Origin of the sequence: Pseudomonas salmasensis (assembly GCF_014268375.2) — a bacterium.
Classification (GTDB): Bacteria; Pseudomonadota; Gammaproteobacteria; order Pseudomonadales; family Pseudomonadaceae; genus Aquipseudomonas; species Aquipseudomonas salmasensis.
Map to the genome: position 1 here is coordinate 3,633,230 of NZ_CP077083.1, position 12,920 is coordinate 3,646,149.

The 12,920-nt window shown below is 61.2% G+C and carries 14 protein-coding genes; 5 read left to right on the plus strand and 9 right to left on the minus strand.

Features of this window, described 5'->3' with window-relative positions:
• The first annotated feature begins 4 nt into the window (after positions 1 to 4).
• From HU731_RS16395 to HU731_RS16405, 3 genes are read left to right on the plus strand one after another with little or no spacing between them, the layout of a single operon-like run.
• Entirely contained in the window at positions 5 to 1,084 is a 1,080-nt protein-coding gene (locus tag HU731_RS16395; RefSeq protein ID WP_138762508.1) for a COX15/CtaA family protein, read from the plus strand.
• Complete coding sequence (gene cyoE, locus HU731_RS16400; RefSeq protein WP_032894322.1) at positions 1,072 to 1,971, plus strand: heme o synthase; 900 nt, start codon at positions 1,072 to 1,074, stop codon at positions 1,969 to 1,971. The genes HU731_RS16395 and cyoE overlap by 13 nt, the downstream gene beginning before the upstream one ends.
• Positions 1,968 to 2,603: an SCO family protein gene (locus HU731_RS16405; protein WP_186607452.1), complete on the plus strand. Its 636-nt coding sequence runs from the start codon at positions 1,968 to 1,970 to the stop codon at positions 2,601 to 2,603. Before cyoE ends, HU731_RS16405 begins: the two co-directional genes overlap by 4 nt.
• 132 nt (positions 2,604 to 2,735) lie before the next feature.
• Here the strand turns inward: HU731_RS16405 and HU731_RS16410 are convergent, their stop codons facing one another.
• From HU731_RS16410 to HU731_RS16420, 3 genes are read right to left on the minus strand one after another with little or no spacing between them, the layout of a single operon-like run.
• On the minus strand, positions 2,736 to 3,506 hold the full coding sequence (locus HU731_RS16410) for a MetQ/NlpA family ABC transporter substrate-binding protein (protein WP_003187353.1): 771 nt from the start codon (positions 3,504 to 3,506) through the stop codon (positions 2,736 to 2,738).
• Positions 3,507 to 3,557: 51 nt separating this feature from the next.
• Complete coding sequence (locus HU731_RS16415; protein WP_003187354.1) at positions 3,558 to 4,232, minus strand: methionine ABC transporter permease; 675 nt, start codon at positions 4,230 to 4,232, stop codon at positions 3,558 to 3,560.
• Positions 4,232 to 5,239, minus strand: a complete 1,008-nt coding sequence (locus HU731_RS16420) for a methionine ABC transporter ATP-binding protein (protein ID WP_034129230.1) — start codon at positions 5,237 to 5,239, stop codon at positions 4,232 to 4,234. The genes HU731_RS16415 and HU731_RS16420 overlap by 1 nt, the downstream gene beginning before the upstream one ends.
• A 265-nt stretch (positions 5,240 to 5,504) precedes the next feature.
• Here HU731_RS16420 and katE point away from each other — a divergent pair, with 265 nt between their 5' ends.
• Entirely contained in the window at positions 5,505 to 7,646 is a 2,142-nt protein-coding gene (katE, locus tag HU731_RS16425) for a catalase HPII (protein WP_186607451.1), read from the plus strand.
• A gap of 63 nt (positions 7,647 to 7,709) precedes the next feature.
• Here katE and HU731_RS16430 read toward each other — a convergent pair whose 3' ends face one another.
• Genes HU731_RS16430 through zur form a run of 4 tightly spaced genes read right to left on the minus strand, consistent with a single transcriptional unit; the run spans position 7,710 to position 10,500 of the window.
• A complete protein-coding gene (locus HU731_RS16430; RefSeq protein WP_014716334.1) occupies positions 7,710 to 8,429 on the minus strand; it encodes a PA5502 family lipoprotein in 720 nt (239 codons plus the stop codon).
• Positions 8,430 to 8,466: 37 nt separating this feature from the next.
• The gene (gene znuB / locus HU731_RS16435) at positions 8,467 to 9,255 is read right to left on the minus strand and encodes a zinc ABC transporter permease subunit ZnuB (RefSeq protein ID WP_003187359.1); all 789 of its coding nucleotides are present in this window, start codon (positions 9,253 to 9,255) and stop codon (positions 8,467 to 8,469) included.
• Entirely contained in the window at positions 9,248 to 10,018 is a 771-nt protein-coding gene (znuC, locus tag HU731_RS16440) for a zinc ABC transporter ATP-binding protein ZnuC (RefSeq protein ID WP_003187361.1), read from the minus strand. Before znuC ends, znuB begins: the two co-directional genes overlap by 8 nt.
• On the minus strand, positions 10,018 to 10,500 hold the full coding sequence (gene zur, locus HU731_RS16445; protein ID WP_003187362.1) for a zinc uptake transcriptional repressor Zur: 483 nt from the start codon (positions 10,498 to 10,500) through the stop codon (positions 10,018 to 10,020). Before zur ends, znuC begins: the two co-directional genes overlap by 1 nt.
• A 58-nt stretch (positions 10,501 to 10,558) precedes the next feature.
• Between zur and HU731_RS16450 the strand changes: the two genes are divergently transcribed.
• Entirely contained in the window at positions 10,559 to 11,488 is a 930-nt protein-coding gene (locus HU731_RS16450; RefSeq protein ID WP_186607513.1) for a zinc ABC transporter substrate-binding protein, read from the plus strand.
• Positions 11,489 to 11,612: 124 nt separating this feature from the next.
• Here HU731_RS16450 and HU731_RS16455 read toward each other — a convergent pair whose 3' ends face one another.
• Both HU731_RS16455 and HU731_RS16460 read right to left on the minus strand, forming a co-directional pair.
• Positions 11,613 to 12,566, minus strand: a complete 954-nt coding sequence (locus HU731_RS16455; RefSeq protein WP_186607450.1) for a homoserine kinase — start codon at positions 12,564 to 12,566, stop codon at positions 11,613 to 11,615.
• A gap of 56 nt (positions 12,567 to 12,622) precedes the next feature.
• Entirely contained in the window at positions 12,623 to 12,913 is a 291-nt protein-coding gene (locus HU731_RS16460; protein WP_003187366.1) for a DUF2782 domain-containing protein, read from the minus strand.
• Positions 12,914 to 12,920 lie beyond the last annotated feature (7 nt).

The following is a 12,920-nucleotide window of genomic DNA, read 5'->3' on the forward strand; positions in this document are numbered from 1 at the left end:
CGTCATGGCCAAGCCTGGATTTCGCCTCGCGCTGTTTGCCACCTTGCTGGCGTTGTTTGTCGTACTGCTCGGCGCCTATACCCGCCTGACCCACGCCGGCCTCGGCTGCCCGGACTGGCCGGGTTGCTATGGCTTTATCAGCGTGCCCCAAAGCGAAGCCCAACTGGCCCATGCCGAGTTGCACTTTCCTGATACGCCGGTGGAGGCCGACAAAGGCTGGGCCGAGATGACCCATCGCTACTTCGCGGGCAGCCTGGGCCTGATGATCGCGCTGCTGGCGGCGCGTTCGTGGCGTCACCGGCGTGATCCGGGCCAGCCAGTGAAGCTGCCGCTGTTCCTGCTGGCGGTGGTATTCGCCCAAGCAGCGTTTGGCATGTGGACCGTGACCTTGAAGCTCTGGCCGCAAGTGGTCACAGGGCATCTGTTGGGCGGCTTTGCGACCTTGAGCCTGCTGTTTCTGCTGACCCTGCGGCTGTCTGGTGTACTGCCGGCGTTGGTCGTGCCCAAGCGCCTGCAATATTGGGCAACGGCGGGCCTGGTGCTGGTGATCGGGCAGATCGCCCTGGGCGGCTGGGTCAGTTCCAACTACGCAGCGGTGGCCTGTGTCGATTTGCCTACCTGCCATGGTCAGTGGTGGCCGACGGCGGACTTTGCCAATGGCTTTCACCTGACCCAGCACATCGGCCCCAATTACCTGGGCGGGCAGCTCGACAGCGAGGCGCGCACTGCTATCCACCTGACGCATCGCATCGGCGCCGTGCTGGTCACGCTGGTGTTGCTCGGCTTGGCCTGGCAACTGCGGGCAGTGGGGATGACGCGCCTGGCCGGCCTGCTGTTGATCGCCCTGGCTGCGCAAATCTGCCTGGGGCTGAGCAATGTGGCGTTCGGCCTGCCGTTGCCGGTGGCAGTCGCGCATAACGCCGGCGGGGCAGCGTTGTTGATGACGCTGGTGCTGGTCAATTACCACGCGCGCACCAGCCTGGTTCGGGTGCGTCACCCGCGTCTGTTCGGCTGGCGTTTTATCCTGCGCAAACAGGGGGCGGGCCTGATGACTCTTAAAGGAGAACTGCCATGGCGACCGTGATCGGCGCACGTCGCGACCGGGCGATCTGGCGTGACTATCTGGAGCTGACCAAGCCCAAAGTGGTGGTGCTGATGCTGATCACCTCGCTGGTGGGCATGTTCCTCGCCACCCGCGCCGGGGTGCCCTGGACCGTACTGGTGTTCGGCAACCTCGGCATCGCCCTGTGTGCCGGCGGCGCGGCGGCGGTGAACCATGTGGTCGATCGACGGATTGATGCCGTGATGGCGCGCACTCACAAGCGGCCCATGGCTGAGGGGCGTGTCTCGCCGATGGCGGCGTTAGCGTTTGCGTTGTTCCTGGCGATTGCGGGACTGGCTCTGCTATTGGCGTTCACCAATCCGCTGGCGGCCTGGCTGACCTTGGCTTCGCTGCTGGGTTATGCGGTGATCTACACCGGCTTTCTCAAGCGAGCCACGCCGCAGAATATCGTCATCGGCGGTCTGGCCGGTGCGGCGCCGCCGCTGCTGGGCTGGGTGGCTGTCACCGGGCATGTGAGTGCCGAACCCTTGCTGCTGGTGCTGATCATCTTCGCCTGGACCCCTCCACACTTCTGGGCCCTGGCTATTCACCGCAAAGAGGAATACGCCAAGGCCGACATCCCGATGCTGCCGGTCACCCATGGCGAGCACTACACCAAGGTGCATATCCTGCTGTACACCTTCGCCCTGCTGGCGGTGAGCCTGATGCCCTACGTTATCCACATGAGCGGGCTGCTCTACCTGGCCTGTGCGCTGGTATTGGGTGCGCGCTTTCTGCAATGGGCCTGGGTGTTGTACCGTGGCAGCCAGCCGCACGCGGCGATCAACACGTTCAAGTACTCTATCTGGTACTTGCTGCTGCTGTTTATCGCCCTGCTCGTAGACCACTACTTATTGTTGAACCTATGACTCGAACTCAAAAAACCGTCTTCATCCTCGTGGCCCTGGTGGCGTTGATCATGGGCCTGACCGTCAACAAAGTGCTCTCGGGCAAAGGCCAGGGCGATCCCACTGCGCTGATCGACGCGGGCATCATTCTGCTGCCACAAAGCCGCCAGTTGCCAACGGTGACCATGACCGACCAGGAAGGCCAGCCGGTGCTGGTCAATGAGTTGAAGGGCAAATGGAGCCTGCTGTTTTTTGGCTACACCTTCTGCCCGGATATCTGCCCGACCACCCTCGCCCAGCTTCGCCAGATCAAGAGCGAACTGCCCAAAGAGGCTGTGGATAAGTTGCAGGTGATCCTGGTCAGCGTCGATCCGCACCGCGATACCCCGGCGCAGCTCAAGCAGTACCTGGGTTACTTCGACCCACAGTTCCAAGGCCTGACGGGCGCGAACGTAGAGGATGTGCAGAAGGTTTCGAATGCGGTGAGCATTCCTTTCATTCCGGCAGATACCAGCAAGCCGAACTACACCGTCGACCACAGCGGTAACCTGGCCCTGATCGGCCCGGACGGTACCCAGCGTGGGTTTATTCGTGCGCCGTTGAACAACCAGAAACTGGTGGCGCAGTTGCCGGGGCTGCTACAGCGCAAATAGCAGCCACATAAAGCCGATTTTGTAGGAGCGAGCTTGCTCGCGAAGAGCTCACAGGCGCCGCGTTTATTCAAGCAGCGCGCGTTATCGTTGACGTTTTTCGCGAGCAAGCTCGCTCCTACAGATCGGGCTGGGTCAGAACGCTGGCTTGATCGCGCCTTTGTACTTCTCTTCGATGAATTTCTTCACTTCAGGCGTGTGCAGGGCTGCAACCAGCTTCTTCACCGCGTCTGCATCTTTGTTGTCTTCGCGGGTTACCAGGATGTTCACGTAAGGCGAGTCGCTGCCTTCGATCACCAAGGCATCCTTGGACGGGTCCAGCTTGGCTTCCAGGGCGTAGTTGGTGTTGATCAGCGCCAGGTCGACCTGGGTCAGCACGCGGGGCAGGGTGGCGGCTTCCAGTTCGCGGAATTTCAGGTTTTTATCGTTGCCGGTGATGTCCTTGATGGTCGACAGGATGTTGGTCGGGTCCTTCAGGGTGATCAGGCCGTTCTTGGCCAGCAGCAGCAAGGCACGGCCGCCGTTGGTGGCGTCGTTCGGGATCACCACATTGGCGCCGTCAGGCAGGTCGGCCAGTTTTTTGTACTTGCTGGAGTAAGCGCCCAGAGGCTCCAGGTGCACAGCGCCGACGCTCACCAGGTGAGTGCCTTTGGCCTTGTTGAATTCATCCAGGTACGGCTGGTGCTGGAAGAAGTTGGCGTCCAGGCGCTTTTCAGCCACCTGTACGTTCGGCTGCACGTAGTCGGTGAAGACTTTGACCTTGAGATCCACGCCTTCTTTGGCCAGGGCAGGCTTCACGAATTCGAGGATTTCGGCGTGAGGCACCGGCGAAGCAGCGACCGTAATGGTCTCGGCGTGGGCGGAAAACGCAGCCACGGCGGCGAAAGCAACCAGTAGTTTTTTCATCCAGCAAGCTCCTTGTTCGGGCATCTGCCGGCTGTGTGCCGGCAATGGCCGTTATTTACGAGAAAAGTGCACCACCAGCCGGTCGCCGACGGTTTGCAGAATTTGCACCAGAATCAACAGCATCACCACCGTGACCACCATCACATCGGTCTGGAAGCGCTGGTAGCCAAAACGGATGGCCAGGTCGCCCAGGCCGCCAGCACCGACCACACCAGCCATCGCGGTGTAGGAAACCAGTGTAATCGCCGTCACCGTAATCGCCGCGAAGATGCCAGGGCGGGCTTCGGGCAACAGCGCATTGGTGATGATCTGGCGGGTGGTAGCGCCCATGGCCTGGGTGGCTTCGATGATGCCACGGTCCACTTCACGCAGAGCGGTTTCCACCAGGCGCGCAAAGAATGGCGTAGCGCCGACGACCAGCGGTGGGATCGCGCCGGCCACGCCCAGCGACGTGCCGGTGATCAGTACCGTGAACGGAATCATCACGATCAGCAGGATGATGAATGGCAGCGAGCGCAGGATGTTTACAATCAGCGACAGCAGCGCGTACAGGCCTTTTTGTTCGAACAGCTGGCGCGGGCTGGTCAGGAACAACAGCACGCCCAGGGGCAGGCCCAGCAGCACGGTGAAGAACAGTGAGCCGAACAGCATGGTCATGGTGTCGCCGGTGGCGAGCCAGATTTCAGACCAGTCGATATTGGCGAAGAAACTCAGGAAAACGTCCATCAGCGCAGGACCTCCATGTGAACGTCGGCGGCGGTGAAGCGTGCAAACGCGGCTTCCATGTCACCGCCGGTGACGGCGAGGGTCAGTTGCCCGTAAGGGATGTCTTTGATGCGGTCGATACGACCGGCAAGGATGCTGTAGTCCACCCCGGTTTCCCGGGCGACGGTACCCAGCAATGGCGCGTAGGTCGCGTCCCCTTGGAACGTCAGGCGTACGATACGGCCTGGCACATGGGCAAAGTCGTCGCGCTGCTCGCCTTCGTCCACCTGTTCGGCTTCTTGTACGAAGCGTTTGGTGGTCGGGTGCTTGGGGTGCAGGAACACGTCGGCCACCGAGCCTTGCTCGACGATCACCCCGGCGTCCATCACCGCGACCTGGTCGCATACGCGGCGGATCACGTCCATTTCATGGGTGATCAACACGATGGTCAGGTTCAGCTCGCGGTTGATCTCGGCCAGCAATTGCAGGACCGACGCCGTGGTTTGCGGGTCGAGGGCGCTGGTGGCTTCGTCGCACAGCAGGATTTTTGGCTTGGTCGCCAGGGCTCGGGCGATGCCGACGCGCTGTTTCTGGCCGCCGGACAACTGCGCCGGGTACTTTTTGGCATGGTCCGACAGGCCGACGCGGGCGAGCAGTTCAGCCACACGTTGGTCGATTTCCTTGCGCGACAGTTCGCCGGCCAGGGTCAGCGGCAGCGCGACGTTGTCGGCGACGGTCTTGGACGCCAGCAAGTTGAAGTGCTGGAAGATCATGCCGACCTGCTGGCGAAAGCGCCGCAGGCCGTTGGCGTCCAGGGCGGTGACTTCTTCGCCATCCACCTTGATCTGGCCGCCACTGGGCTCTTCCAGGCGGTTGATCAGGCGCAGCAGGGTGCTTTTACCGGCACCCGAGTGGCCAATCAGGCCAAACACCTGGCCGTTCTCGACGCGCAGGCTGGTGGGGTGCAGGGCGGGAATATCCTTACCGGCGACGCGGTAGGTTTTGTGGACGTTTTGAAACTCGATCACGTAGCGAACCTTGTGGGGCGCATTGAAAAGGGATCAGCGGTTAGCCGGGCGCGCATTTTAGCCTGTCCGTATAGCGTTTCTTAGCATTTATTTCGTATTCATCCAGTCATTTGGCAATAACGCGATCAAAGGTCATAAAAAAGGAACGGTGCAAAACCGAGTCAGTCACTACTTAAGCAACTCGATTTCCCAGGTGCCGTGCCTGGGGTTTTGCTCAAACGAGCCGGGGACCGCTCTGGCCACTTTGAATAAGGAGTTTTGACTGATGAGTACCAAGAAGCCAGCCACCCCGCCCAAGAGTGAACTTGCGGGTACCGATACCCTGGACCGTGGCAACACCAACGCCAAACTGCAGGCGTTGGAAGAATTCCGTTCCGATGCGACCGGCCAGGCCCTGCGCACTAATCAGGGCGTGAAGATTTCCGATAACCAGAACAGCCTCAAAGTCGGCGCGCGCGGCCCGTCGCTGCTGGAAGACTTCATCATGCGTGAAAAGATCACGCACTTCGACCATGAGCGCATTCCGGAGCGCATCGTGCATGCACGGGGTACGGGCGCCCATGGCTATTTCCAGAGTTACGGCGACCATTCGGCGCTGACCAAGGCAGGTTTCCTGCGCACGGCTGAGCATAAAACCCCAGTATTCGCGCGTTTTTCCACGGTGCAGGGCCCGCGTGGTTCCGGCGACACCGTGCGTGACGTGCGCGGTTTTGCCGTGAAGTTCTTCACCGACGAAGGCAACTTCGACCTGGTGGGCAACAACATGCCGGTGTTTTTCATCCAGGATGCGATCAAATTTCCAGACTTCGTCCACGCGGTGAAACCCGAGCCTCATAACGAGATCCCTACCGGCGGTTCGGCCCACGATACCTTCTGGGACTTTGTCTCGCTGCAACCGGAATCCGCGCACATGGTCATCTGGGCCATGTCCGACCGCGCCATTCCAAAAAGCCTGCGCGCCATGCAGGGCTTTGGGGTGCATACCTTCCGGTTGATCAATACCGAAGGTAAGTCCAGCTTCGTGAAATTCCACTGGCGTCCGAAAGTCGGCACTTGCTCGTTGGTATGGGATGAGGCGCAAAAGCTGGCCGGTAAAGATACTGACTACCACCGTCGTGACCTGTGGGAAGCGATTGAAAGCGGCGATTACCCCGAGTGGGAGTTGGGCGTGCAGATCGTGGCCGAAGAAGACGAGCATAAGTTCGATTTCGACTTGCTCGACCCGACCAAGATCATTCCCGAAGAGCTGGTACCGATCACGCCGCTGGGCAAAATGGTGCTCAACCGTAACCCGGACAACTTTTTCGCTGAAGTCGAGCAGGTTGCGTTCTGCCCGGGTCACATCGTGCCGGGCATCGACTTCACCAACGACCCGTTGCTGCAGGGCCGTCTGTTTTCCTACACCGATACCCAGATCAGCCGACTGGGCGGGCCGAACTTTCATGAGATTCCAATCAACCGGCCTGTCGTGCCGTTCCATAACGGCCAGCGCGACGCTCAGCATCGTACGGTGATCGATAAAGGCCGTGCGTCCTACGAACCAAACTCCATTGATGGTGGCTGGCCGAAGGAAACCCCTGCTGGTCCTACCGATGGTGGCTTTGAGTCCTACTACGAGCGCGTCGATGCCAACAAAGTACGTGAGCGCAGCGAATCCTTCGGTGACCATTTCTCCCAGGCCACGCTGTTCTACAACAGCATGAGCCACCACGAGAAAGAGCACATTATCGCGGCCTACAGCTTTGAGCTGGGTAAGGTGGAGCGCGAGTTCATCCGTGCGCGCCAGGTCAACGAGATCCTGGCCAATATCGACTTGGAGCTGGCCAAGCGCGTTGCGCAGAACCTGGGCTTGCCAGCGCCAACCAAGGGCACGGTGCCTGCCCGTGAAACGTCGTTGAAAGAGTCGCCAGCCTTGAGCCAGGTGAACTTGCTATCGGGCGATATTAAAACGCGCAAAGTGGCGATTCTGGCAGCCAACGGCGTTGATGGTGCGGCCATTGACGCGCTAAAAGCCGCGCTGGAAGCTGAAGGCGCCCATGCCAAGTTGCTGGGGCCTACTTCGGCGCCGGTAACCACCGCGCAAGGCAACACGCTGCCGGTCGACGCCTCGATGGAAGGCATGCCGTCCATTGCCTTCGACGCAGTGTTTATCCCAGGCGGCAAGGAGTCGGTGAAGGCGCTGAGCGGTGATGGTGTGGCGTTGCATTACGTACTGGAAGCCTACAAACACCTGAAGGCGATTGCGGTAGCCAGTGATGTGAAACCCTTGCTGGATCTGCTGAAACTGGAGGCGGATGCAGGGTTGATCGTGGGCGCGGATGCCAAGGCGTTCAAGGCCTTCTTTGCGGCGATTGCCCAGCATCGAGTGTGGGAGCGTGAGCCGAAATCCAAGGCGATTCCGGCTTAACTTATCGGTTGTTTGTTAGGTCTTCATCGCAGGCAAGCCAGCGCTGGCTTGCCTGCGATGCTTTTAGTCCGCCTTGCGCGGAATCAGCACAACCTGCGCCGGAATATGTTTCAGGATTTGCCGGTGAATCTTCAGGTCATACCCCGAATCAATCCGCTTGACCCGCTTGGTCAGTAACGTGGCCAGCCACGGGTAATCCTGGGTACGTGGCACCTGGATGCTGACGTCGCACTGGTAATTCACCACGTCGGTGGCGATCGCGTCCAACTGATGGCGCATATCTTCGACATCCGCCAGGTTCAGCGCCACGGTGGTGCTCGGCGCTGCCGGGTCGATGACCTTGGCGGCGGGCTTGGCTTCAGCGGCTTTCAACGCGGCTTCTGCCTGGTCCAATTCGGCTTTGCGCGCATGGCTGATGGCGCTGTTGACGCCCCCCGTCAGCGCAGGGGCCTTGGGCATCAAGGCGCGGGCACGGCTCAGGGCCGTGGCGGCCGCGTTGACATCGCCCTTTTGCAACACGATCTGGCTGCGCTGCAAGTAGGCTTCGGCCAATTGACGCTGGTAGGCCTCAAGTGCCGGGTCGTTGGGCGATTGGGCCTGCAGTGCGGCCAACTGGTCTTCGGCGGTGGCCAATTCGCTGCTGGCCAGGTTTTGTTCCAGCTGCGCGATGGCCGCAGCCCGCGGATCCGGAGCCTGGGGGGCAGCGGGCGGCGTACTTTGGCAGGCGCCCAGCAGCAGTGAAAATGCGGCAAGGAGCAGATAACGGGAGGTGAACGGCTTCATTCCTGCGACTCTCTATTTGCGCAAAAAGCGAGCAAGTCTACACCCCTCGACGGGGCAGGACAAAACTCAGCAGAAACAGGGCGGCCGCCGTAACCACAATCGACGGCCCGGCCGGTGTGTCCTTGAACCAGGACAGCGCCAGGCCACCACACACTGCAAGCATCCCCAGGAGGCTGGCGCCAATCGCCATCTGCTCCGGAGAGCGAGCGTGGCGCTGGGCGGCGGCGGCTGGAATGATCAGCAGCGACGTGATCAACAATACGCCGACAATCTTCATCGCGACAGCAATCACCACGGCGATGAGCAACATCAGGGCCATACGCAGGCCTGCGACGGGCAAGCCCTCTACCTTGGCCAGTTCTTCATGCACGGTGATCGCCAGCAACGGGCGCCACAGGGTCACCAGCAACACCAGCACGGCAGCGCTGCCGCCGAGGATCCAGGCCAAGTCAGTGGGGCTGATCGCCAGCAGGTCGCCGAACAGGTAGGCCATCAGGTCGATGCGCACTTCATGCATGAAGCTCAGCACCACCAGGCCCAGGGACAAGGTACTGGGCGCGAGGATGCCCAGCAGTGTGTCGGAAGCCAGTGGCTGGCGTTGCTGCAGGGTCACCAGCAGCACCGCCAGCAGCAAGCAGCCGACGGTCACTGCGATGGCCGGGCTTACATCCAGCAGAAAACCCATGGCCACGCCCAGCAAGGCGGCATGGGACAAGGTGTCGCCGAAATAGGCCATGCGCCGCCAGACCACAAACGAGCCCAACGGGCCCGCCACCAGCGCCAAAGCCAAGCCTGCCAGCAGGGCGTAGAGCAGAAAATCAGCCATGCTTGCAGCTATCTCCATGAACGTGGGGGGTATCGACGACGGCGCCATGCAGGTCATGGGCGTGGTCGTGGTGGTGATGATAGATCGCCAGGCTCTGGGCGTTCTTGCCGAACAGCTCCACGAACGCCGGGTCGCCACTGACTTGTTCCGGGTGGCCGGAGCAGCACACATGGCGGTTGAGGCAGACCACTTGGTCGGTGGTGCTCATCACCAGGTGCAAGTCGTGGGAGACCATCAGCACGCCGCAACCATGGCGGTCGCGCAGGCGGGTGATCAGGCTGTACAGCTCGGCCTGGCCGGCGACATCGACGCCTTGCACGGGCTCATCGAGTACCAGCAATTCGGGCTCGCGCAGCAAGGCGCGGGCCAGCAGCACGCGCTGCATTTCGCCGCCGGAGATGCTTTGCACCGGGTTGTCGATGACGTGTTCGGCGCCCACTTCCTTAAGCGCGGCCTGGGCGCGGGCACGGTCTACGCCGGGCACCAGGCGCAGGAAGCGCAATACGGAGAGCGGCAACGTCGGGTCCACATGCAGCTTTTGCGGCATATAGCCCACGCGCAGCTTGGGCTTGCGCCAAACCGTGCCGCTGTGGGGCTTGAGCAGCCCGAGTACGGCGCGCACCAGGGTGGTCTTGCCGGCGCCGTTGGGGCCTATCAGGGTGACGATTTGCCCCGGTTCCACGCTCAGTGCGATGTTTTCCAGCACGTTTTGCCCGGCGAACGTGACCCCGACCTGCTCCAGGCGGATTAACGCATTGCTCATCAAACCCCCTGGCAGCCTGCGCACAGGCCGACCACTTCGACCGTTTGCCCCTCGACCTTGAAGCCGACGTCGGCAGCGCTTTTGACAATGGCGTCGCTGATGCTTTTTTGTTCAAGCTCAATGGCGGCGTGGCACTCGCGGCAGATCAGGAACTGACCTTGGTGCGCGTGCTCCGGGTGGTTGCAACCGACAAAGGCGTTGAGCGAGGCGATACGGTGCACCAGGCCGTTTTCCAGCAGGAAATCCAGCGCACGGTAAACGGTAGGCGGCGCGGCGCGGCGGCCGTCCTGCTCGCTGAGGACACCAAGAATGTCGTACGCACCCAAAGGCTTGTGGCTCTGCCACACCAGCTCCAGCACCCGGCGACGCAAGGCGGTCAGGCGCAAGCCTTTCTTCGCGCACAGGGTGTCGGCCTCTGACAATGCGGTGTGCACGCAGTGAGAGTGGTCGTGGGGACGGCTGGCAAGCGGTGTTTTAGGCATGAGCGGCGACAGATATTTGATAGAGACGTTATTATGTTACCCGTTCCTACGCCATCGAGTGGTCATCGTGTCCCGACTTTTTCCCGTTTTTGTCGTATTTGTCACCAGTTTGTTCGTTGCGAGTGCCGCTCAGGCCGAGGTCAAGGTACTGACGAGCATCAAGCCGTTGCAGCTGATTGCGGCTGCCGTGCAGGACGGCGTGGCTGTTCCAGAGGTATTGCTGCCGCCCGGGGCGTCGCCACATAACTTCGCTTTGCGCCCATCCGACGTACGGCGCGTGCAGTCGGTCGACCTGCTGTACTGGATCGGGCCAGACATGGAAACGTTTTTGCCGCGTGTGCTCAAAGGCCGTACGGCGACAACGGTGGCCGCGCAGGACCTGCCAGGCATGAAACTGCGCATTTTCGGCGCAGATAGCCATTCTCATGCCGATGAAGCCGACGAACATGACCACGATCACCGCCCAGGCAGCGTGGATGCGCACCTGTGGCTGTCGACCGTCAATGCGCGCGTGATCGCCGCACGGATGGCGGCCGACCTCAGCGCCGCCGACCCGGCCAATGCCGAGCGTTATCAGAGCAATGCCAAAGCCTTCGAAGAACGCCTGAACGCGCTGGATGCGCGCCTGAAGCAGCGTTTGGCGGGCGTGGATGGCAAACCTTACTTCGTGTTCCACGAAGCCTTTGATTACTTCGAAGAGGCGTACGGCTTGAAGCATGCGGGCGTGTTCAGCGTAGCCGCCGAAGTACAGCCGGGCGCCCAACACGTAGCGGCGATGCGCGCGCGTTTGCAGGAAGTGGGCAAGACGTGCGTGTTCAGCGAGCCGCCATTGCGACCTCGCTTGGCCGAAACCCTGGTAGCCGGGTTGCCGGTGAAGTTGGCGGAGTTGGATGCGTTGGGTGGCTATACGCCGGCCACCGCGCAGGGTTATGAGCAGGTGCTGGAAAAACTCGGCAATGACCTGGCCGGTTGCCTGGAGTCGCTCTAGCGCCGTACTGCCTCGCTGTAGGAGCGAGCTTGCTCGCGAAGAACGTCAACGGTGACGCGCTCTTGCTGGATAAACGCGTCGCTCTCAGGTTTTTCGCGAGCGAGCTCGCTCCTACAGGGGCGGGTTACAGTGCGAACGGCAGGTGGACCGTGACCTGCTGACGCTGCGCCAAGCGGTGCTCGAACTCAGCCGGGTCATGAATCAACACATCCTGCCCGGCAAATGACTCGGCCGCGATCAGCCGGGACAGCCAGAACCGTACGCACGCCACGCGCAGCATGGTCGGCCATAGCTCGGCCTCCTTCGCGGTAAAGGCCCGTAGCCCCGCGTAGGCGCCCAGCAACGCCCGGGCACGGTGACCGTCAATCACGCCCTCGGCATCCGAGCACCAGTCATTCAAGGCGATGGCCACGTCGTAGAGCATCGGCCCCGAACAGGCGTTGTAGAAGTCGATCAGGCCCGTCAGGTGCGTGCCTTCAAACATCGCGTTATCGCGAAACAGATCGGCGTGCACATTCGCCCGTGGCAGGCCGAGGATATCGGCCTTGTGGGCGTCGATCTCGGCCAGCGCATCACGCAGCAGGCGTTGTTGGGTCTCGTTGAGATGCGAAATAAGCTGCGCGCCCTCGCTGAGCATCCACTCCAGGCCACGGTCGGTCTTGCGTTCAAGTACCTTTTCGCCTTGGGTGGCCAGGTGCAGGTGGCCGAGCAGTTCGCCAACCTGGGCACAATGCTGCGCATTGGCCTCCTTGATGTGCTTGCCCGCCAGACGTGGTTGCAGCAAGGCCGGTTTGCCCTTGAGTTGGCGCAAAGCGATGCCGTCGGTCGTGCGCAGAGCGTACGGCACCGGCAGGTCGGCGTCGTGGAGCACGTCGAGCAGTTCGATGAAGAACGGCATTTCTGCCACCGGGCCACGCTCAACCAGGGTCAGGACGAACTCGCCCTTCTCCAGGCTGATAAAGAAATTGGTGTTTTCGCTGCCGGCGGCAATCCCCTGGAAATCAAGCAGGCGGCCGAGCCCGTAAGGGGCGAGAAAGGTTTCCAGCTCGGGCCGAGCCAGGGGGGTGAACACAGACATGGTTAAAACTGCCGTTACGGGCGCTGCGGTGGGCAGCGCCGGTTAAAATTAAGAAATCATTTCCATTCGAAGATCTTCCATGACGGGATCAGCATATCCGGCTGGTCAGAGCGGATGAAGTTCGCGTCGGTGCCGTCCGCACGTACCAGAAAGTACGGCGGTGCGCCCTTCGGGGTGACCTTGATTGCGTACAGGAAGCCGTTTTGGCGGTATTCCTGGATGGTTTTGTCGCCTTCCGTGCGAATGGTAACTTCCGGGTCTGCCGAAGGGGCATCGTCTGCCGCCATGGCAGCCATCGGAGCGAGTGCAATCAAACCGGTCAACAGCAGGCGATTGAATGTACGCATGATAACC

Coding starts and splice junctions, on each gene's coding strand:
- HU731_RS16395 (WP_138762508.1), top strand. CDS start 5: ATGGCCAAGCCTGGATTTCGCCTCGCGCTGTTTGCCACCTTGCTGGCG.
- cyoE (WP_032894322.1), top strand. CDS start 1,072: ATGGCGACCGTGATCGGCGCACGTCGCGACCGGGCGATCTGGCGTGAC.
- HU731_RS16405 (WP_186607452.1), top strand. CDS start 1,968: ATGACTCGAACTCAAAAAACCGTCTTCATCCTCGTGGCCCTGGTGGCG.
- HU731_RS16410 (WP_003187353.1), bottom strand. CDS start 3,506: ATGAAAAAACTACTGGTTGCTTTCGCCGCCGTGGCTGCGTTTTCCGCC.
- HU731_RS16415 (WP_003187354.1), bottom strand. CDS start 4,232: ATGGACGTTTTCCTGAGTTTCTTCGCCAATATCGACTGGTCTGAAATC.
- katE (WP_186607451.1), top strand. CDS start 5,505: ATGAGTACCAAGAAGCCAGCCACCCCGCCCAAGAGTGAACTTGCGGGT.
- HU731_RS16430 (WP_014716334.1), bottom strand. CDS start 8,429: ATGAAGCCGTTCACCTCCCGTTATCTGCTCCTTGCCGCATTTTCACTG.
- znuB (WP_003187359.1), bottom strand. CDS start 9,255: ATGGCTGATTTTCTGCTCTACGCCCTGCTGGCAGGCTTGGCTTTGGCG.
- znuC (WP_003187361.1), bottom strand. CDS start 10,018: ATGAGCAATGCGTTAATCCGCCTGGAGCAGGTCGGGGTCACGTTCGCC.
- zur (WP_003187362.1), bottom strand. CDS start 10,500: ATGCCTAAAACACCGCTTGCCAGCCGTCCCCACGACCACTCTCACTGC.
- HU731_RS16455 (WP_186607450.1), bottom strand. CDS start 12,566: ATGTCTGTGTTCACCCCCCTGGCTCGGCCCGAGCTGGAAACCTTTCTC.
- HU731_RS16460 (WP_003187366.1), bottom strand. CDS start 12,913: ATGCGTACATTCAATCGCCTGCTGTTGACCGGTTTGATTGCACTCGCT.